Genomic DNA, 19,697 nt, shown 5'->3' with positions numbered 1-19,697 from the left:
TGCGTCAACTTCGAGAGAAGTTTTTTCGACCTGCTTGCAGCTCGCCCGAAGACTCGCTACCGACAGTGCTGACAACCTGCAGAGTGCCGGATGCTTCGCTTGTCTTGCTTGCACTTATGAGGTGCTCACATAAATAAGAAAGGCCCAACACACTGTGCTGGGCCTTTCCGGGCTGTAATAGCCTGACGATGACCTACTTTCACACGGGAACCCGCACTATCATCGGCGCTGAGTCGTTTCACTGTCCTGTTCGGGATGGGAAGGAGTGGTACCAACTCGCTATGGTCATCAGGCATAAAGGGTTGCCGGGCTGATCGAGTGATCAACCTGGCGAATTCATAGAGTTTTGAATCAGCACGCGCGGTGGCGTTATTTGAATGTGTTTTTGAATGCGTCAACTTGGCATAACACCTTGATCTGACTGATCAAAGTTATAGGGTCAAGCCGCACGAGCAATTAGTATCAGTTAGCTTAACGCATTACTGCGCTTCCACACCTGACCTATCAACGTCCTGGTCTTGAACGACTCTTCAGGGGGCTCGAGGCCCCGGCAGATCTCATCTTGAAACGAGTTTCCCGCTTAGATGCTTTCAGCGGTTATCTCTTCCACACTTAGCTACTCGGCAATGCCACTGGCGTGACAACCGATACACCAGAGGTGTGTCCACTCCGGTCCTCTCGTACTAGGAGCAGGCTTCCTCAAATCTGCAGCGCCCACGGAAGATAGGGACCAAACTGTCTCACGACGTTTTAAACCCAGCTCACGTACCTCTTTAAATGGCGAACAGCCATACCCTTGGGACCGGCTACAGCCCCAGGATGAGATGAGCCGACATCGAGGTGCCAAACACCGCCGTCGATATGAACTCTTGGGCGGTATCAGCCTGTTATCCCCAGAGTACCTTTTATCCGTTGAGCGATGGCCCTTCCATACAGAACCACCGGATCACTATGTCCTGCTTTCGCATCTGCTCGACTTGTCAGTCTCGCAGTTAAGCACGCTTATGCCATTGCACTATCGTCACGATGTCCGACCGTAACTAGCGTACCTTCGAACTCCTCCGTTACGCTTTGGGAGGAGACCGCCCCAGTCAAACTGCCTACCATGCACTGTCCCCGATCCAGATAATGGACCTAGGTTAGAACCTCAAACACACCAGGGTGGTATTTCAACGTTGGCTCCACAAGATCTAGCGACCCTGCTTCAAAGCCTCCCACCTATCCTACACAGATCTGTTCAAAGTCCAATACAAAGCTACAGTAAAGGTTCATGGGGTCTTTCCGTCTTTCCGCGGGGAGATTGCATCATCACAAACATTTCAACTTCGCTGAGTCTCAGGAGGAGACAGTGTGGCCATCGTTACGCCATTCGTGCAGGTCGGAACTTACCCGACAAGGAATTTCGCTACCTTAGGACCGTTATAGTTACGGCCGCCGTTTACTGGGACTTCAATCAAGAGCTTGCACCCCATCATTTAATCTTCCAGCACCGGGCAGGCGTCACACCCTATACGTCCACTTTCGTGTTTGCAGAGTGCTGTGTTTTTAATAAACAGTCGCAGCCACCGATTTTTTGCAACCCATTCATGCTCCGTTGTTCACTTCACACTAATAGGGCACACCTTCTTCCGAAGTTACGGTGTCAATTTGCCGAGTTCCTTCTCCTGAGTTCTCTCAAGCGCCTTAGAATACTCATCTCGCGCACCAGTGTCGGTTTGCGGTACGGTCGTATACAGCTGAAGCTTAGTGGCTTTTCCTGGAACCTCGTTCAGTCACTTCGCGAGCAAGCTCGCTCGATCGTTGGCCTCGGTATATGTGCACCGGATTTGCCTAATGCACGCCTACATCCAACTAAACCGGGATATCCAACACCCGGATGACCTATTAAGATCCGTCCCCACATCGCACTGTATATCGGTACAGGAATATTGACCTGTTTCCCATCAGCTACGCATCTCTGCCTCGCCTTAGGGGCCGACTCACTCTACGCCGATGAACGTTGCGTAGAAAACCTTGCGCTTACGGCGAGGGGGCTTTTCACCCCCTTTAACGCTACTCATGTCAGCATTCGCACTTCTGATACCTCCAGCACGCTTTACAACGCACCTTCACAGGCTTACAGAACGCTCTCCTACCACTTGCAATAAATTGCAAATCCGCAGCTTCGGTAACTGGCTTAGCCCCGTTACATCTTCCGCGCAGGACGACTCGATCAGTGAGCTATTACGCTTTCTTTAAATGATGGCTGCTTCTAAGCCAACATCCTGACTGTTTTAGCCTTCCCACTTCGTTTCCCACTTAGCCAATTTTAGGGACCTTAGCTGGCGGTCTGGGTTGTTTCCCTCTTGAGTCCGGACGTTAGCACCCGGTGCTCTGTCTCCCAAGCTGTACTCTTCGGTATTCGGAGTTTGCCTTGGTTTGGTAAGTCGCCATGACCCCCTAGCCAAAACAGTGCTCTACCCCCGAAGGTAATACTTGAGGCACTACCTAAATAGTTTTCGGAGAGAACCAGCTATTTCCAAGTTTGTTTAGCCTTTCACCCCTATCCACAGCTCATCCGCTAGTTTTGCAACACTAGTCGGTTCGGACCTCCAGTACCTGTTACGGCACCTTCATCCTGGCCATGGATAGATCACTTGGTTTCGGGTCTACACCCAGCGACTGATCGCCCTATTCGGACTCGATTTCTCTACGGCTTCCCTATTCGGTTAACCTTGCCACTGAATGTAAGTCGCTGACCCATTATACAAAAGGTACGCAGTCACCCTTGCGGGCTCCTACTTTTTGTAAGCACGCGGTTTCAGGATCTATTTCACTCCCCTCCCGGGGTTCTTTTCGCCTTTCCCTCACGGTACTAGTTCACTATCGGTCGATGATGAGTATTTAGCCTTGGAGGATGGTCCCCCCATATTCAGACAGGATTACACGTGTCCCGCCCTACTTTTCGCTAGCTCAGTACCACACAAGTCTTTTAACGTACGGGGCTGTCACCCACTATGGCCGGCCTTTCCAAGCCGTTCTGATAAGTCTTGTGCTATCACTAGCAGGCTCTTCCGATTTCGCTCGCCACTACTTTCGGAATCTCGGTTGATGTCTTTTCCTCGAGCTACTGAGATGTTTCAGTTCACCCGGTTCGCCTCGCATGACTATGTATTCATCATGCGATACCTTTCGGTGGGTTTCCCCATTCGGAAATCTCCGGATCAAAGCTAATTTGCCAGCTCCCCGAAGCTTATCGCAGGCTATCACGTCCTTCGTCGCCTATCATCGCCAAGGCATCCACCACGTGCTCTTATTCACTTGACCCTATAACTTTGACGTTTCTTCACAGAAACCAAAGTCAATCAAGGAATCGCCAGGTCTTTCACCTGGCGCGTTATGCCGTCTTCATAAATCGATTTCTCGAAATTGAAGTTCATATTGACGCAATCAAAAATTCAAGTTGCTGACGGCACGGTGAGCCATGAAGCTCTTTCCGTCAGCAACGCTGATTCAACTCTATGAATTTTTAAAGAACAGCCGATTGATCAGGAGATCCCGATCAACAACAAAGAAGCCTCATGCTTTCGCAGGAAGCCGCTTTGGTGTTGAAACGTTCCGAGGGGAACCGATGATTGGTTGTGGTGGAGGATGACGGGATCGAACCGACGACCCCCTGCTTGCAAAGCAGGTGCTCTCCCAGCTGAGCTAATCCCCCAAATCCCTCAGTTTTCTCTCACACGAGGTATCAGAAGATTTGGTGGGTCTAGTTGGGCTCGAACCAACGACCCCCGCCTTATCAAGACGGTGCTCTAACCAGCTGAGCTACAGACCCATTCGCCAATCGCCTTCAAAACCGAAGACAACCGACTTCTTCCAACAACCGATAAGTGTGGGCGTTTAAATTAAATTGCTTGTTTCCAGAAAGGAGGTGATCCAGCCGCACCTTCCGATACGGCTACCTTGTTACGACTTCACCCCAGTCACGAACCCTGCCGTGGTAATCGCCCTCCTTGCGGTTAAGCTAACTACTTCTGGCAGAACCCGCTCCCATGGTGTGACGGGCGGTGTGTACAAGACCCGGGAACGTATTCACCGTGACATTCTGATCCACGATTACTAGCGATTCCGACTTCACGCAGTCGAGTTGCAGACTGCGATCCGGACTACGACTGGTTTTATGGGATTAGCTCCCCCTCGCGGGTTGGCAACCCTTTGTACCAGCCATTGTATGACGTGTGTAGCCCCACCTATAAGGGCCATGAGGACTTGACGTCATCCCCACCTTCCTCCGGTTTGTCACCGGCAGTCTCATTAGAGTGCCCAACTGAATGTAGCAACTAATGACAAGGGTTGCGCTCGTTGCGGGACTTAACCCAACATCTCACGACACGAGCTGACGACAGCCATGCAGCACCTGTGTTACGGTTCTCTTTCGAGCACTAAGCCATCTCTGGCGAATTCCGTACATGTCAAAGGTGGGTAAGGTTTTTCGCGTTGCATCGAATTAAACCACATCATCCACCGCTTGTGCGGGTCCCCGTCAATTCCTTTGAGTTTCAACCTTGCGGCCGTACTCCCCAGGCGGTCAACTTCACGCGTTAGCTTCGTTACTGAGAAAGTGAATTCCCAACAACCAGTTGACATCGTTTAGGGCGTGGACTACCAGGGTATCTAATCCTGTTTGCTCCCCACGCTTTCGTGCATGAGCGTCAGTACAGGCCCAGGGGATTGCCTTCGCCATCGGTGTTCCTCCGCATATCTACGCATTTCACTGCTACACGCGGAATTCCATCCCCCTCTGCCGTACTCCAGCAATGCAGTCACAGATGCAGTTCCCAGGTTGAGCCCGGGGATTTCACAACTGTCTTACATTACCGCCTGCGCACGCTTTACGCCCAGTAATTCCGATTAACGCTTGCACCCTACGTATTACCGCGGCTGCTGGCACGTAGTTAGCCGGTGCTTATTCTTACGGTACCGTCATTAGCCCTCTTTATTAGAAAAGGCCGTTTCGTTCCGTACAAAAGCAGTTTACAACCCGAAGGCCTTCATCCTGCACGCGGCATGGCTGGATCAGGCTTGCGCCCATTGTCCAAAATTCCCCACTGCTGCCTCCCGTAGGAGTCTGGGCCGTGTCTCAGTCCCAGTGTGGCTGGTCGTCCTCTCAGACCAGCTACAGATCGAAGGCTTGGTGAGCCTTTACCTCACCAACTACCTAATCTGCCATCGGCCGCTCCATTCGCGCAAGGTCTTGCGATCCCCTGCTTTCATCCGTAGATCGTATGCGGTATTAGCACAGCTTTCGCTGCGTTATCCCCCACGATTGGGCACGTTCCGATGTATTACTCACCCGTTCGCCACTCGCCGCCAGGATTGCTCCCGCGCTGCCGTTCGACTTGCATGTGTAAGGCATGCCGCCAGCGTTCAATCTGAGCCAGGATCAAACTCTATAGTTCGATCTTGATTTGCGCCTGATCTCGCGACCAGGCAAAACTCATAAAAAAGAAATTGAAGTGAACTTCACTTCTATTCTCATGAGCGTTTTAAGTCTTGCGACTTGTTCCGAAGAACTTACGCAATTACCTTCAAACGCCCACGCTTATCGGCTGTAATTTTTTAACGATCACCGAAGCAACTTAACGTCTGCTTCGTCTTGCTCGCTGCGATCAGCGAAGCCTTGTAGTCTAACACGGTTTTTAAAGAACCGTCAAAACTTTTTTCATCCCCTTCACCATCCAACCCCAGAGCAACAACTTTCGTCATCACCGCCGAAGCCAGTCAGCGAAGCCCTCGATTATGCACAGAATTCTCACCATGCGTCAACTTCGAGAGAAGTTTTTTCGACTTTCTTAATCGACTTGCCCTCGGCTTTCGCCTTCGGGCTGGTCGATCTGATTTGCGTTGCCGCATCGTCAGCCGAGCCAGCGAGTATATGCCATTTCTTCCGCCCTGCAAGAGCGCCGCAAACAAATCGACCGCCCGGCTTCCTGCCTGCGGCAGCGCTGCGCGCTGCCGCAGGCAGAACAGGCTCCTCGGATAATCCGCCCCACATGGCACTCATCACACTCCTCGACGCCCAACTGGCGTTCGGTCACGTCCCGCTGCTCGATCACACGGACTTCTCGCTGCTCGAATCGGAGCGTATCGGCCTGATCGGCCGCAACGGCGCGGGCAAGTCCTCCCTGCTCAAGATACTGGGAGGACTGGAGAAGCCCGACGACGGCGCCCTCCAATACCAGCAACACCTGCGTGTCTCCTATGTGGCGCAGGAACCCGCCCTCGACATGGAGGCCGACGTGTTCACCGCCGCCAGTGCCGGGCTGTCCGAGGTGATCGCCGTGCGGGACCTCTATCTATCGGGCGCGGAAGGCCTGGACCTGGACGCCCTCCAGTCCCAGATCGAGGCCTTCGACGCCTGGAACTGGGAGCAGCGCGTCGAAGAAACCCTGCATCGCCTCCATCTGGACCGCAATGCCCGCGTCGGCAACCTGTCGGGCGGCACCCGCAAGCGGGTGGCCCTGGCCCAGGCCCTGGTCGCGGCGCCCGACGTGCTCCTGCTCGACGAACCCACCAACCACCTGGACCTCGATTCCATCGAGTGGCTGGAACAACTGCTGATCGACTTCAAGGGCAGCGTGGTCACGGTGACCCACGACCGCAGCTTCCTGAACCGCGTCGCCACCCGCATCGTGGAGCTCGACCGCGGCAAGCTCGGCTCCTACCCCGGCAACTTCGAGCAGTACCTGCTGCAGAAGGAAGAGCAGCTGGCCCAGGAAGCGGTGATCAACGCCAAGGCCGACAAGCTGCTGGCGCAGGAAGAGGTCTGGATCCGCAAGGGCGTCGAAGCCCGCCGCACCCGCAGCCAGAGCCGCATCGGACGCCTCGAGGCGCTGCGCGCCAACCGTGCCGCCCGCCGCGAGGTGCAGGGCAGCGTCAACATGGACGTGGCCACCGGCCAGGCCAGCGGCAAGATCGTGGCCGAGCTGACCGAGGCCTCCAAGTCCTTCGGCGAGAAGACCGTGATCCGCAACTTCAGCGGCACCATCCTGCGCGGCGACAAGATCGGCCTGCTCGGCCCCAACGGCGCGGGCAAGACCACGCTGCTCAAGCTGATCCTCGGCGAGCTCGAACCCGACAGCGGCAAGATCCGCCGCGGCACCAACCTCGAGGTCGCCTACTTCGACCAGATGCGCGACAAGCTCGACCTCGATGCCACGCTCGAGGACTTCATCAGCCCCGGCAGCGAATGGATCGAGATCGGCAGCCAGCGCAAGCACGTCAAGAGCTACCTGTCGGACTTCCTGTTCTCCCCGGCGCGCGCCAATTCCCCGGTGCGCTCGCTGAGCGGCGGCGAGCGCAACCGGCTGCTGCTGGCGCGCCTGTTCGCCCGCCCGGCCAACGTGCTGGTGCTCGACGAGCCGACCAACGACCTCGACATCGACACGCTGGAGCTGCTCGAGGGCCTGCTGCAGGACTACGACGGCACGGTGTTCCTCGTGAGCCACGACCGCACCTTCCTCGACAACGTGGTGACCAGCACCATCGCCTACGAGGGCGACGGCCGCTGGCGCGAGTACGAAGGCAGCGTGCAGGACTGGCTGATCCAGTCCCGCCGCGCGCGCGAGATCGCCGAGCAGCGCCTGGCCGCGACCGCCACGCCCGCCGTGGCGCCTCCGCCGCCCGCCGCCAGCGTGGCCCCGGCCTCCACCGGCGCGGCGCGCAAGAAGCTCAGCTACAAGGAGCAGCGCGAATTCGACGCCCTCCCCGCGCTGATCGAATCGCTGGAGACCGAGCAGAAGCGCATCGCGGAAATCCTCGCGCTCGACGGCGGCGCGATCTACGCCACCGACGCCTCGCGCGCCACCGAGCTGGCGGCCCGCCATACGCAGATCGACGACGAACTGCTGAGCGCGATGGAACGACAGGAGGAATTGGGCGCGAGCCGCTGAGTCCGCCTGCCGTCCGACGCCGGACGGCCGCGACCTCGGCTATACATGCGGCTCCCACCCAATCCAGACCACAGACAGCGCCCCGGGGGAGTCCACCGCATGCCGTTCATTCCAGCGTTCCTCGGCCGATCGATGGCGGCGACCGTGCTGCTCGTCCTCGGCGCCTGCGCCCAACTGCCCCAGGACGTGGACCGCCCGGTGTCCAATGCCCTGGCCTCCCCGGCCGGCACGGCACTGGCCACGCTGGTCCAGGAACGCCGCCGAGCCGACGCGGCGCGCTACGAATCGGGCTTCCTCCTGCTGGCGGGCCCGCAGGCGGCCTACGGCAGCCGGCTGGCGCTGATCGATGGCGCCCAGAAGACGCTGGACCTCCAGTACTACGCCATCCACGTCGATGCCAGCACGGGCCGCCTGGTGCGCGGCCTGCGCGCCGCGGCCGAGCGCGGCGTGCGGGTGCGCATCCTGCTCGACGACTTCCACAGCACCGGCCGCGACGCGCTGGTGCTGGGCCTGGCCTTCGTGCCGAACATCGAGCTGCGGCTGTTCAATCCGCTCGCCGGCGCGCGCGGCTCGACCTTCAGCCGGCTGCTGAACTCGGCCGGCGACGCCTCGCGCATCCAGCAGCGCATGCACAACAAGCTGTTCCTGGCCGACAACGTGCTGGGCGTGACCGGCGGGCGCAACCTCGGCGACGCCTACTTCGGCAACTCGCTCAACGGCAACTTCATCGACGTCGACGTGCTCGCGGCCGGCCCGATCGTGCAGGACCTCTCGCGCAGCTTCGACAGCTACTGGAACAACGAGCGCGCCTACCCGGCGCAGTCGCTGGTCTCGCGCGAGGAGCTGCAGGCGATCCGCGAGCGCGCGCGCCAGACCGACAAGGAGCTGGCCGAGGAATCGGCCCGCGCGCGCGACCCCGCCACCGCCAATTCCGGCGACCAGCCCAAGCCGCCCGACGGCGAGCCCCGCCCCGACGGCCCGCCCACCGCCGAGCAGCGCGCGCGCGCCTGGGACGAGAAGCCGCTCGACCTGCGCAGCGCGCGTTTCGTCTGGGCGCCGGCCGCGATGCTGGCCGACCAGCCCGGCAAGATCCCGGCCGACGTGCCCGGCGGCCCGGACGGCGCCCGCGCGCCCGGGCTGGTGGTGAGCCAGCCCGAGGACAAGGCCAGGGTCTCGCGCAGCGCGGCCGCGCTCACGGCCGACTCCGACCTCGCGGCCGGCAGCGAGACGGTGGTCGAAGGACTGCTGCAGCTCATCGGCCAGGCCCGCTCCGACCTGCTGATCATCTCGCCCTACTTCGTGCCCGGCGCCGACATGAAGCAGGCCTTCGCCGCCGCCCGCGCGCGCGGCGTGCGCATCCGGGTGCTGACCAATTCGCTGGCCTCGAACGACGCGCCGGTGGCCCACGTGGGCTATGCGCGCCACCGCGAGGAACTTCTCAAGATGGGCATCGGCCTCTACGAACTGCGCAGCGAGCAGGCCGGCCTGGGCAGCGCCTTCGGCGGCTCCACCGGCTCGACCGGTGGCAGCAGCGTGACCGGCGAGTCGCGCGCGATGCTGCATTCGAAGGTGCTGGTGATGGACGGCCGGCTGCTGGTGGTCGGCTCGATGAACCTCGACCTGCGCTCGCAGTTGCAGAACACCGAGATCGCGCTGCTGATCCGCAGCACCGAGCTGTCGCGCCTGGCCGCCGATCAGATCGAGCGCGGGTTACGCGAGCGCGCGTGGCACGTCGAGCTGGTCGACGGTTCGCTGGTCTGGCATGCGCCCGAGGGCAGCGGCCTGTCCGACAGCCGGACCGAGCCCGATGCCAGCCTGAGCCTGCGCCTGCTGCTCAAGCTCTTCGGGCCGCTGGCGCCGGACCAGTTGCTCTAGTCAGCCCGGCGCCGCGGAAGCGGCCTCAATGCTTGTGCTGATGCGCGGCCCCGCCCGCGTCGGCACCGGCCGGCGCGCCCACGGGCAGCGTGACGTCGAGCGCGGTCTTCACGCCCTTCGCGTCCTCGAACTTCAGGGTCAGCGGCACGTTGGTGCCCTTGGCGACCGCGCCCTTCAGGTCCATCAGCATGACGTGGAAGCCGCCCGGCTTGAGCTCCACCGTCTGGCCGGCCGGCAGGTCGAGGCCGGCGCTCAGTTCGCGCATCTTCATGGTGTCGCCTTCCATCTTCATCTCGTGCACCTCGGCCACGCCGGCCGCGGGCGTGGAGATGCCCACGAGCTTGGTGCCCGTGGGCGAAGTCAGCTTCATGAAGGCGCCGGTGCCGCTCTGGCCCGGCACCGACTGGCGCACCCAGCCGTCGCGCACGTCGACGGTCGCGACGCCCTGCGCCACCACGTCCAGCCTGGCGGCCGGGCGCTTGAGGCCCGCGGTGGAATTGCCCGAGGCCGGCACTTCGGCCCAGTCGGCGCTGCCCACGTCGCAGGTCTGCAGCACCTTGAACCACAGCGTGCCCGGCGTGGCCGGCGCCTTGCCGCGCACCACGAACTCGGCCTTCTCGGTGGCGGGCAGCGCGGCCTGCGCGTTCTCGGCGGTCCAGCGCACCTCGCCGCCGGCGCCCTTCTGCACATCGAGCTTCCAGCCCTTGCGCGCCTGCGCCTCGCTCAGCACGAAGCCCGCGGGCAGCTTCACCGCCAGGCCGGTGGTGGACTTGGCGCCTTCGCAGGCATGGCCGACGCGGAAGGCGGCGTCGTAGTCGCTGCCCACGGTGACGCCGCCGGGCGGCAAGGTGACGTGGGCCAGCACGGCGGCGGCGCTGCCGGTCAGCAGGACGGCGGCGGCGACGCTGCGCAGGGTGAGGTGACGGTTCATGAGAGTTACTCCTTGAGGAAAGACGGTGGAAGACAGGGCAGGCGTCAGAGGTCGAACTTGAGTTCGCCCACGTAGGTCCGCTGCGGATAGGGATGGAAGGCCCAGTACTTGTTGTTGTTCAGGTTGTCGATGCCGAAGGATGCGCTCCACTGGCGGTCGATGCGATAGCGCACCCGCAGGTCGGCCACGAAGAACTTCGAGAAGCCCATGTAGGCGAAGCCGTTCGGATCGCTGTTGTCGAGCGTGCCGTACTGCTTGCCGCTGTAGCGCATGCCCAGGGTGTAGCTCCAGTTGGCGTCGGGCCGGTAGGTGGCCAGCAGGGTGGCGCGCACCTTGGGCACGCGCGGCTGCTGCTGGCCGACGCTGGCCGGAAAGCCGCGGTTGGCCGTGATCTTCGAGTTCGCGAGCGTGAGGCTGCCGCCGAGGTCGAGCCCGCGGAGGCCGACGTCGGTGGCGTTCAGCGCCACCTCGAGCCCGCGGGTGCGGATGGCATCGACGTTCTGCACCGTGCTCACGAGGTTGGTCAGCGCCTGGCTGTAGAGCGCGTCCTTCGTGCGCTCGAAGAGCAGCGTGGTGCGCAGCACGCCGTCGAGCCCCCAGCCATCGAGGCCGCGTTCGGCGCTGAGCTCGGTGGTCCAAGAGCGCTCGGGCCGCAGGTTGGGGTCGGTGTTGACGATGCGGTTGCCGTCGATCGAGCCCTGGTAGAGCTCGCTCACGGTCGGCATGCGCACCGCGCGGCCGGTCGAGGCCTTGAACAGCCAGTCGGACGTGGCCTGCCAGGCAATCGCGGCCTTGGGCGAGTCGTAGCTGTTCTTCCGCGGCGCGAAGTCGAGCAGCCGGGTCGCGTTGCCGAGTTGACCGCCCCAGGCCTCCCAGCGCTCGTGGCGCAGGCCCAGGGTGGTCTTCCAGTCGCGCGCGAAGCGCCAGGTGTCCTGCAGGTAGAGCGACTGCAGCCGCGTGTTGCCGTTGAAGGCCGAGAACGGCGTGACCGGCGGGCCGCCGATCCAGTCGAGGGTGTTGCCGACGCTGGTGCGCAGCTTGGCCGTGTCCTGCTGGAAGCCGAAGTCGACCACGTGCGCGCCTACGCCCTCGGCCGAGCCGGTGGGCCGCCAGGTGCCCGCGGCCTTGAAGGTGCGCCAGCCGCTGCCGCCCATGTCGGTGGTGCGGCCCGGCCCGCCGAGGAAGGCGCCGGGCAGCGGCGTGGTCGGCGTGCGCGAGGTGTCGCTCGCGTAGTCGAACAGGCTGGCCGCCACCTCCCAGTCGAACACGCCGCCGCTGTGGCTCTTGACCGAGAGGCCGTGCATGTAGTGGGTGAGCCGGGTCTCGGTCGGCACCAGCGCGCCGCTGGGTGCGTCGAGGTTGTAGCTGCGCCCGGCGATGTTGACCCGCCCGCCATAGACCGGCTGGCCCAGCGGATCGCGCAGCCAGGTGTCGACGCTGCCGTGCGTGCTGTTGTTCCAGGCGCCCAGCGTGTAGGTGGCGCGCACCGTGGGCGAGAAGTCGTAGGCCAGCTTGAGCTTGGCCTGTTCCTGCGTGGTGTCGTAGATCGTCGCGCCACCGACCAGCCACCAGGGCTGGTTCGAGGGGTTGAGCCCCAGCACCGCGCCGGCGACCGGGGTGCCGGCATTGCCGAGCGTGCCCGCGCTCAGCAGCCGGTTGCCGAACACCAGCGCCTGGCCCTTGCTCTGGGTGCGCGAGGCGCTGAGCCACCACGACCAGTCGCCGCTGCGGCTGCCCAGCGACAAGTCGAGCTGCTGGCCGGCCGGCGAGGAATGGCTGTTGTAGAGATCGAAGTTCGAGACGAAGCCGCTGAGCTTGACATGGGCCTCGAACTTCTCGGGCATGCGCGTCACGTAGTCGACCACCGCGCCCACCGAGTTGCCGGGGTAGGCGGCCGAGAACGGTCCGTACAGCACGTCGACGCGCTCGATCTCCTCGGGCGAGACCATGCCCCAGCGCGGCGCGTAGGTGGCGCCGTTGCCCAGCGGGTTCGACAGCATGATGCCGTCGGCATAGACCATCGAGCGCGCGCTGTTGCCGGTGCCCGAGGCGCGCGTGGCCAGCACCGCATGGTTGAAGTCACCGATGTAGCGCTTGCGCACGACCAGGCTCGGCAGGTACTTGAGCGCGTCCTCGCTGTCGGTGGCGTTCACCGTCTCGACGATCTGCGCGTGCGTCGTGCCTTCGATGGTGGTCGGGATCTGCGCCGGCAGCGAGGTCGGCCGGCCGCCGGTGACGGTGATGGCGCCGAGCGCGCGCTCGGCGCCGGGGGCCGCGTCAGCCGACGGCGCCGGCGCGGTTTGCGCCCAGGCGGGCGCGCCGAGCGAGGCGCTCAGCGGGAATGCCATGGCGATCGCCACGGCGCGGGAATGCTTGTTCACAGGGAGGCTGCTCCACGAAACGCTGGCCAGGAAGGACCGGAGACGCCCGTCGAACGGGCGCATCCAGCCATGGACTCGAGGGTTTCAGGAGCGCGAAGGCGGTCCGCGCGCGGGCAGCGGCGCCGCGGTGGCCGCGGCCAGGCGCGCGGCGGGAATCGGCTGGAGCACGCGCCCCAGCGGCAGGGGAAGGTCGAGGGTGGCGACCGGCGGCACCGGCGGCGGCGCGCCGGTCAGCACGCACAGCGGGCAGTCCATGTGCGAGACGCCCATTTCCTGCACGCCGTCCTCGGTGTGGACCACCGCCTTGACGGCACCGGCGCTCGAGCAGACCAGCTCGATCGCCTGCGGATGCACGAGCGGCGAGGCGATCGCCGCGCCCAGCGAGAGCGCGAACCACAGCAGCACCCAGCGGCCGGCGAGGCCGAGGAAGCGGGTGTGGCGGCGCATCAGGTGCATGGCGGGCGCGATTATCGGCGCGTTTTGGACGCGGCGGGCTTGGCCGGTGCCTTCGCGGCCGGCTTGGCCGCCGATTTGGCCGGTGCCTTGGCTGCCGGTTTGGCGCCCTTCGGCGCCGCCTTGCCGCCCTTGGCCGGCGCCGCCGCACGCGCGCCCGCCTTGCCGCGAACCGGCGCGGCCTTGGCCGAGCGGCTGCCGCGCGCCGATCGCACGGGCGGTGCCACCGCCGCCGCCTCGGCCTCGGGCTCCTCGGCCGCGGTGGGCAGCGTGCCGCGCTCGCCCGGCAGCACTTCGGTCACCGTGAAGCCGCGCGCCGCCAGCAGGGTCGGCAGGCCCTGGGCGCCGATCATGTGCAGCGCGCCCACGGCCGCGAACACGCGCTGGCCGCCGTCGTGCATGCGCGCGATGCCGGCCGCCAGGATCGGGTTGCGGTCGTCGAGCAGCCGCGTCATCAGCCGCTGTTCGGCCGGCGTGCGCATGCAGTCGCACCACTCCGGATAGCGCGCGAGCCGCGCGAGGTCGCTGCGCCCCCAGGCGTCGGCCAGCTCCTTGAGCTGGGTGCGCAACTGGCCCGATTCGAGTTCGTCGAGCGCCGAGTCGATCTGCGCCGCCTCCTCCTCCTCGGAGCCGCCGGTCAGCATCTCGAGCTGGGCGGCCGGGTTCTCGAGCGCGAACACCGGCTTGTTGGCGTTGCGCGCCCACACGGCCAGCATCTCGTCGATGCCGAAATCGGGGTAGAGGCCGTCGGCCCGCCCGGCCAGGCCGGTCAGCGCCGTCACCTGCAGGATCGGCTGCAGCGCCGCGTTGGCGCCCGGCGTCACGCAGGCGATCTCGTTCTGCCGCGCGAGCCGGCGCGCGCGCTCGCCGCTGAGCAGCCGCGCGACCAGCGCCGGGTCGGCCGGCTGGGTCAGCGGCTTCATCGCGGCGGGATCGCGCACGTCGATCTCGAGCGCCAGCGCGTCGCTCTGTCCGAGCGCGCGCTGCACGGTCGGGCCGGGGCGCAGCCAGGGCGCGCGCCCGAGGTGGATGGTGCCGTACAGCCACGAGGTGCGGCCGTCCTTCTCGATGCGCCACAGCAGGCCGCGGTCGGCGCCGCTGCGCTGGTCGCTCGAACTGCGCGAGCGCTCGAGGCTGCCGATGGCCGAGGGCGGGCAGGCTGCCTGCGCCGCCACGCCGGCCAGCGCGCAGCAGGCACCGACCAGGGCCGGCAACGCGCCGCGCGCCCAGGAGAAGGAGAAACGAAAGGAAGAGAGGAAAGATGAGGAGACCAGGCGCATGCGCCGTGCCGACCGATCGGACGGCTTGTCGATTTCGCGCCTCGGTGCAACCAGTGCCCGGAGTATCCGCAAGGCTCGCTCCATGAAGAAAGAAAGTCCGGCATTACAACAGCACCGCTGCCCATAATCCGGAACATGCAGAGCATCTTCCATCTCGCCTTCCACGTGCGCGACCTCGACGTCGCGCGCCGCTTCTATGGCGAGGCCCTCGGCTGCGCCGAAGGCCGCAGCACCGACACCTGGGTCGATTTCGACTTTTTCGGCCACCAGATCTCGCTCCACCTGGGCGAACCCTTCGCCACCACGCGCACCGGCCGCGTCGGCGATGCGATGGTGCCGATGCCGCACTTCGGCATCGTGCTGGCCCTGCCCGACTGGCAGGCGCTGGCCGCGCGGCTCGAGGCCGCCGGCACCGACTTCGTGCTCAAGCCCCAGGTGCGCTTCGAAGGCCAGCCGGGCGAGCAGTGGACCATGTTCTTCTGCGACCCCTTCGGCAACCCGATCGAGGCCAAGGGCTTCCGCTCGCTCGACGCGCTTTACGACAAGTGACCCACGCTCCGGTCCGGCCGGTCGATGTTCCGCGGCTCGCGGCGCGGCTGGCCCTGGCCACATCGCTGGCGCTGCTGTTCGCCGGCGCGACCGCCGCGCGCGCGGCGCAGGACTGCGAGCTCAACGGCCAGCCGGTCAACCCCGCCAACGGCAGCGAGACCGCGCGCAAGACCGGCGTGCTGCGCTGCAAGGACCGCGGCAGCGGCCAGCTGCTGCGCGAGGAACAGATCCAGAACGGCGTCTTCATGGGCCTGGTGCGCGTCTACGAGAACGGCCGGCTCGCGAAGGAGCACACGCTCAACGCCAAGGGCAACATGCACGGCCTGGCGCGCGAGTTCGCGCCCGGCGGCCAGGTGCTGCGCGAAGCCACCTACGACGACGGCCAGGAACGCGGCCTGGTGCGAAGCTTCCATGCCAGCGGCAAGCTGCGCCGCGCCAGCTTCTATCCCGAGCAGGGCGGCGACCGGGCCTCGGCCGAATTCACCGAGCGCGGCCAGCTCTCGGCGCTGCGCTGCGGCAACGCGCCGATGCTGGCGCCCGCGGCCGACGACGCGCGGCTGTGCGGCTTCGGCGGCGCGCCCTCGCAGGTCGAGCTGTTCGACGCGCGCGGCATCCTGCGCTCGCGCCAGTCCTACCTGGCCGGCAAGCGCGTGCGCACGCAGGATTTCTACGACAACGGCAAGCCCTCGCAGCTCGACGAGATCAACGGCAACCAGCGCACCGAGCGCCAGTTCTCTTCCGAGGGCGTGAAGCGCCGCGAGACCGTCTCGCTGCTGGGGGCGTCGCGCTCGGCGATCCGCCTGCGCGACCAGGAGTTCTCCGAGCGCGGCACGCTGGTGCGCGACCAGCGCTGGAACAGCGCCGGCGAGCCGATCGGCGACGACAGCTACTACCTCAACGGCCAGCCGCACACCAGGTCGGTCTACAGCGGCACGGGCAATGCGCGCACGGTGCTGGTCACCGAGTTCCACGACAACGGCCAGCGCGCCGCGCTGGGCCGCTACCTCGTGGGCGGGCGCGGCGCGCGGCAACTGCCGCAGGGCACGCACCAGCGCTTCGACGAGAAGGGCACGCTGGTCGCCGAATCGAGCTTCGACGCGCGCGGCCGCGTCACGCGCGAGCGCGGCTGGGACGAGAACGGCGAACTGGTGCGCGACGACGAGGTGTTCGAGGACGGCTCGCGCAAGGCCTACGCGCGCTGACGGGCCCCCTCGGGGGCGATCAGTCGAGCTTGATGCCTGCCTGCTTGATGATCGGGCCCCAGCGCTTCGACTCGGCGCGCGACAGCGCCGCGAACTGCGCCGGCGTGCCGGGCATGGCTTCCATGCCGAAGTCCTCGAAGCGCTTCTGCACCTGCGGATTGCCGAAGGCGCGGTTGAGGTCGCCGTTGAGCTTGTTCACCACCGGCGCTGGCAGGCCGGCCGGGCCGAGCACGCCCTGGAACGCGAACACCTCGGAGTTCGACACGCCCACCTCGGCCAGCGTCGGCACCTCGGGCAGCAGCTTGCTGCGCGCGCCCGAGCCGATGGCCAGCACGCGCACCTTGTTGCCCTTCATGATCGACAGGCCCGAGGCCAGGTCGAGGAACATGCACGGCACCTGGCCGCCCATCACGTCGGCCATGGCCGGGGCCGCGCCGCGGTAGGGGATGTGGGTGATGAAGGTGCCGGTGCGCACCTTGAACATCTCCATCGCCAGGTGATGCGGCGAGCCGTTGCCCGGCGAGGCGTAGTTGACCTTGCCCGGGTTGGCCTTCACGTAGGCCAGGAACTCCTTGAAGTTCTTGGCCGGGAAGTCCGGATGCACCACCAGCGCCAGCGGGAACTTGCCGATCGCGCCGATGTAGCTGAAGTCCTTCTCGGGGTTGAAGGGCAGCTTGCCGAACAGGTGTTCGTTGAAGGCCAGCACCGCGTTGTCGGCCGACAGCACGGTGTAGCCGTCGGGCTTGCTCTTGGCGACCATGTCGGCGCCGATGTTGGTCGAGGCGCCGGGACGGTTGTCGATCACGATCTGCTGGCCCAGCGTCTGGCGCATGGCCTCGGCCAGCGCGCGCGCGATCACGTCGGTGCCGCCGCCCGCGGGATAGGGCACCACCCAGCGGATCAGTTGCGAGGGATAGTCCTGCGCGCGGGCGAAGGGCGCGGCGGCCACGGCGGCGCCCGAGGCGAGCGTGGCAAGAAGGGTACGGCGGTCCATGAGTGTCATCTCCAGGTTGTCATTCGGTTGCGGACAGCGATGGTACGGGCAGCGCATGCAGCGCGTCGGCCAGCGCGGCGCGGCAGCGCGCCTCGTCGCCGACCTGCTCGAACAGCAGCAGCGCGAGCCGCGCGAGGAACAGCGATTCGCGCTCGGCGCCGGCCTCGCTGATGGCGTTCGCGCAGTCGGCGTAGAGGCGGTCGCGGGCCTCGGGGGCCAGGGTGGGAAGTGCGGTGGTCATGCGGCGAGGGTCTCCAGTTGCACGGCGGCGGCCGCGCGTTCGAGCGCGCGCGGCAGCACGCCCGCGCCCAGGCGGCGCCAGCGCGCGGCCACGTGGCCGTCGGGGCGCAGCAGGTAGACGGCGCCCTCGCGCGCGCCGAGGGCCTCGAACACCCGCGCGTCGGCATGGGCATCGGCGGGGCCGTCGGCCGCGACGGTGCACAGCGCGAACGGCAGGGCACCGGCGCGCGCCGCGGCGATGTCGCCGGCCGGCAGTTCGAAATCCGCGCCCGCGGAACGCAGCACGAGCAACGTGAAGCACGCGCCGATCCGGTCGGTGAGATGGCCCTGCGCGAGCTGCTGCTCGGGCATCGCCTCGCCGGGCAGCGGGCCCGCGGGCAGCGCGTCGCCATCTTCGCTCGACAGCGGCGAATCCTCGTAGCGCACCGCCTGCGTCTGGCGCGGATTGATCAGTTGCGCGATGCCGCGGTGCGCGCCCGACAGCGACAGCGCGGCCTCGCGCAGCAGGTCGAAGCCGCGCGAGGGCGGCGACATGAACTCGGTGCTGCGCATCGCGTTCTCGGCATTGACGTGGAAGGCGGCGATGCGCTCGGCCGAGTAGCTGTCGAGCAGCGCGGCCTCCGACAGGCCGCGCGCCACGAAGGCCAGCTTCCAGGCCAGGTTGTCGGCATCGTCGAAGCCCGAGTTGAGGCCGCGCACGCCGAAGATCGGCATCGCATGCGCCGCGTTGCCCGCGAACAGCACGCGGCCATGGCGGTAGCTCGCGAGCGTCATCGCGCCGGCGCGGTAGACCGAGGTCCAGACCGTCTTCCACGGCAGGTGGCCCTCGCCGATGGCGTCGAGATGGCGCTGCACGAACTCGGCCACGGCCGGCGGCTGCAGCGCCTCCTCCGTGCTCTGGCCGGCGCGCAGCTGGTAGTCGATGCGCCAGATGTCGTCGGGCTGCCGGTGCATCAGCACGGTCGAGCCCGGGTTCCACGGCGGGTCGAACCAGGCGCGGCGCTCGGTCGGGTGGCCGCTCTTGAGTTCGATGTCGATGATCACGTAGCGGCCTTCGTAGCCCGTGCCCTCGAGCGCCAGGCCCAGCGCCTTGCGCACGAAGCTCTGGCCGCCGTCGCAGGCCGCGAGCCACCGGCCGCGCAGCCTGTACTCGCCCTGCGCGTTGCGCGCCTCGAGCAGCACGCCCGCGTCGTCCTGCGAAAGGCCGGTGAGCTCGGTGCCCCAGCGGATGTCGATCAGCCCCGGCGCCGCGGCGTTGCGGCGCTCGATCTCCTCGAGCAGGTAGTGCTCGGCGTAGTACTGCTCGAGGTTGATCATCGGCGGCAGCTTCTGCCGCGCGTCGTGCGGCATCTCGAAGCGGAACACCTCCTCGGTCTTGTAGAAGCTGCGCCCGCCGGTCCACGGCAGGCCCTTGGCCAGGAAGGCCGGCAGCACGCCCAGGCGCGCCATGATCTCCAGGCTGCGGCGCGAGATGCAGGCCGCGCGGCTGCCCACGCAGACCGTGTCGTCGGCCTCGAGGATCACGCTGCGCACGCCGTGGTTGGCGAGCCCCAGGGCGAGCGCCATGCCGACCGGGCCGCCGCCCGCGATCACCACCGGATGGCTGCCGCCCGCCACGGCCTCGAGGCCGTCGGCCGCGAGCGCCGGCAGGCGCACCGGGTAGCGCGTGTAGTCGAAGGCGCCGACCGAGGGCGGCAGGCCGGCCGCTGCCGGCGGCAGCGGTCCGCCGGCGGCGTCGCCGGGGCGCGCGGCCGGCGAGGGATTCGAGGGAGCAACGGGGCGGTTCATGCCCGGGATTGTCCCGACGCGCCCGGCGCCGCATTGTCATAACTTCGTACGAAGTGTTTACCCGAATCCCCTG

The 19,697-nt window shown here is 65.4% G+C and carries 11 protein-coding genes, 2 tRNA genes and 3 rRNA genes; 4 read left to right on the top strand and 12 right to left on the bottom strand.

Features of this window, described 5'->3' with window-relative positions; genetic code table 11:
* Positions 1–180 precede the first annotated feature (180 nt).
* From rrf to ACEN9J_RS23595, 5 genes are all read right to left on the bottom strand, one after another.
* Positions 181–293 (bottom strand): 5S ribosomal RNA (rrf, locus tag ACEN9J_RS23615).
* A gap of 142 nt (positions 294–435) precedes the next feature.
* Positions 436–3,306 (bottom strand): 23S ribosomal RNA (locus ACEN9J_RS23610).
* 315 nt (positions 3,307–3,621) lie between these two features.
* Positions 3,622–3,697 (bottom strand) — tRNA-Ala (locus ACEN9J_RS23605).
* A 40-nt stretch (positions 3,698–3,737) separates the two neighbouring features.
* Positions 3,738–3,814: transfer RNA gene (locus ACEN9J_RS23600), tRNA-Ile, on the bottom strand.
* A gap of 89 nt (positions 3,815–3,903) precedes the next feature.
* Positions 3,904–5,438, bottom strand: a 16S ribosomal RNA gene (locus ACEN9J_RS23595).
* The 16S, 23S and 5S rRNA genes sit together here with 2 tRNA genes alongside, the layout of an rRNA operon.
* Before the next feature lie 594 nt (positions 5,439–6,032).
* On the opposite strand from ACEN9J_RS23595, the gene ACEN9J_RS23590 reads away from it, so the two are divergent.
* Both ACEN9J_RS23590 and ACEN9J_RS23585 read left to right on the top strand, forming a co-directional pair.
* Entirely contained in the window at positions 6,033–7,931 is a 1,899-nt protein-coding gene (locus ACEN9J_RS23590) for an ATP-binding cassette domain-containing protein (RefSeq protein ID WP_057597884.1), read from the top strand.
* 99 nt (positions 7,932–8,030) lie between these two features.
* Positions 8,031–9,806 (top strand): phospholipase D family protein, encoded by a 1,776-nt coding sequence (locus ACEN9J_RS23585; protein ID WP_413762213.1) that lies wholly within the window; start codon positions 8,031–8,033, stop codon positions 9,804–9,806.
* 25 nt (positions 9,807–9,831) lie between these two features.
* On the opposite strand, the gene ACEN9J_RS23580 is transcribed toward ACEN9J_RS23585, so the two are convergent.
* The 4 genes from ACEN9J_RS23580 to ACEN9J_RS23565 all read right to left on the bottom strand — a co-directional run bounded on the left by ACEN9J_RS23580 (position 9,832) and on the right by ACEN9J_RS23565 (position 14,785).
* Positions 9,832–10,737, bottom strand: coding sequence for a copper chaperone PCu(A)C (locus ACEN9J_RS23580; RefSeq protein ID WP_413762212.1), 906 nt, complete (start codon positions 10,735–10,737; stop codon positions 9,832–9,834).
* 44 nt (positions 10,738–10,781) lie between these two features.
* Positions 10,782–13,085, bottom strand: a complete 2,304-nt coding sequence (locus ACEN9J_RS23575) for a TonB-dependent receptor (RefSeq protein ID WP_413764604.1) — start codon at positions 13,083–13,085, stop codon at positions 10,782–10,784.
* 117 nt (positions 13,086–13,202) lie between these two features.
* Positions 13,203–13,574 carry a DUF2946 family protein gene (locus ACEN9J_RS23570; protein WP_057597421.1) on the bottom strand — a complete coding sequence of 124 codons (372 nt, stop codon included), beginning with the start codon at positions 13,572–13,574 and terminating at the stop codon, positions 13,203–13,205.
* Positions 13,575–13,585: 11 nt separating this feature from the next.
* Positions 13,586–14,785 (bottom strand): TraB/GumN family protein, encoded by a 1,200-nt coding sequence (locus tag ACEN9J_RS23565; RefSeq protein WP_413762211.1) that lies wholly within the window; start codon positions 14,783–14,785, stop codon positions 13,586–13,588.
* Positions 14,786–14,986: 201 nt separating this feature from the next.
* On the opposite strand from ACEN9J_RS23565, the gene ACEN9J_RS23560 reads away from it, so the two are divergent.
* Positions 14,987–15,400, top strand: coding sequence for a VOC family protein (locus tag ACEN9J_RS23560; RefSeq protein WP_057597423.1), 414 nt, complete (start codon positions 14,987–14,989; stop codon positions 15,398–15,400).
* Positions 15,397–16,602: a toxin-antitoxin system YwqK family antitoxin gene (locus tag ACEN9J_RS23555; protein ID WP_413762210.1), complete on the top strand. Its 1,206-nt coding sequence runs from the start codon at positions 15,397–15,399 to the stop codon at positions 16,600–16,602. The genes ACEN9J_RS23560 and ACEN9J_RS23555 overlap by 4 nt, the downstream gene beginning before the upstream one ends.
* Positions 16,603–16,621: 19 nt before the next feature.
* Here the strand turns inward: ACEN9J_RS23555 and ACEN9J_RS23550 are convergent, their stop codons facing one another.
* The 3 genes from ACEN9J_RS23550 to ACEN9J_RS23540 are packed head-to-tail and all read right to left on the bottom strand — an operon-like array spanning position 16,622 to position 19,624.
* Entirely contained in the window at positions 16,622–17,596 is a 975-nt protein-coding gene (locus ACEN9J_RS23550; protein ID WP_057597429.1) for a Bug family tripartite tricarboxylate transporter substrate binding protein, read from the bottom strand.
* Positions 17,597–17,615: 19 nt separating this feature from the next.
* The gene (locus ACEN9J_RS23545; protein WP_057597424.1) at positions 17,616–17,837 is read right to left on the bottom strand and encodes a hypothetical protein; all 222 of its coding nucleotides are present in this window, start codon (positions 17,835–17,837) and stop codon (positions 17,616–17,618) included.
* A complete protein-coding gene (locus tag ACEN9J_RS23540) occupies positions 17,834–19,624 on the bottom strand; it encodes an FAD-dependent monooxygenase (protein ID WP_413762209.1) in 1,791 nt (596 codons plus the stop codon). The genes ACEN9J_RS23545 and ACEN9J_RS23540 overlap by 4 nt, the downstream gene beginning before the upstream one ends.
* Positions 19,625–19,697 lie beyond the last annotated feature (73 nt).

The sequence above is a fragment of the Variovorax sp. Varisp41 genome (genome assembly GCF_047325085.1).
Classification (GTDB): domain Bacteria; phylum Pseudomonadota; class Gammaproteobacteria; order Burkholderiales; family Burkholderiaceae_C; genus Variovorax.
Note: the sequence above shows the minus strand (reverse complement) of the source record. Positions and strands in the feature narration are given on the sequence as shown.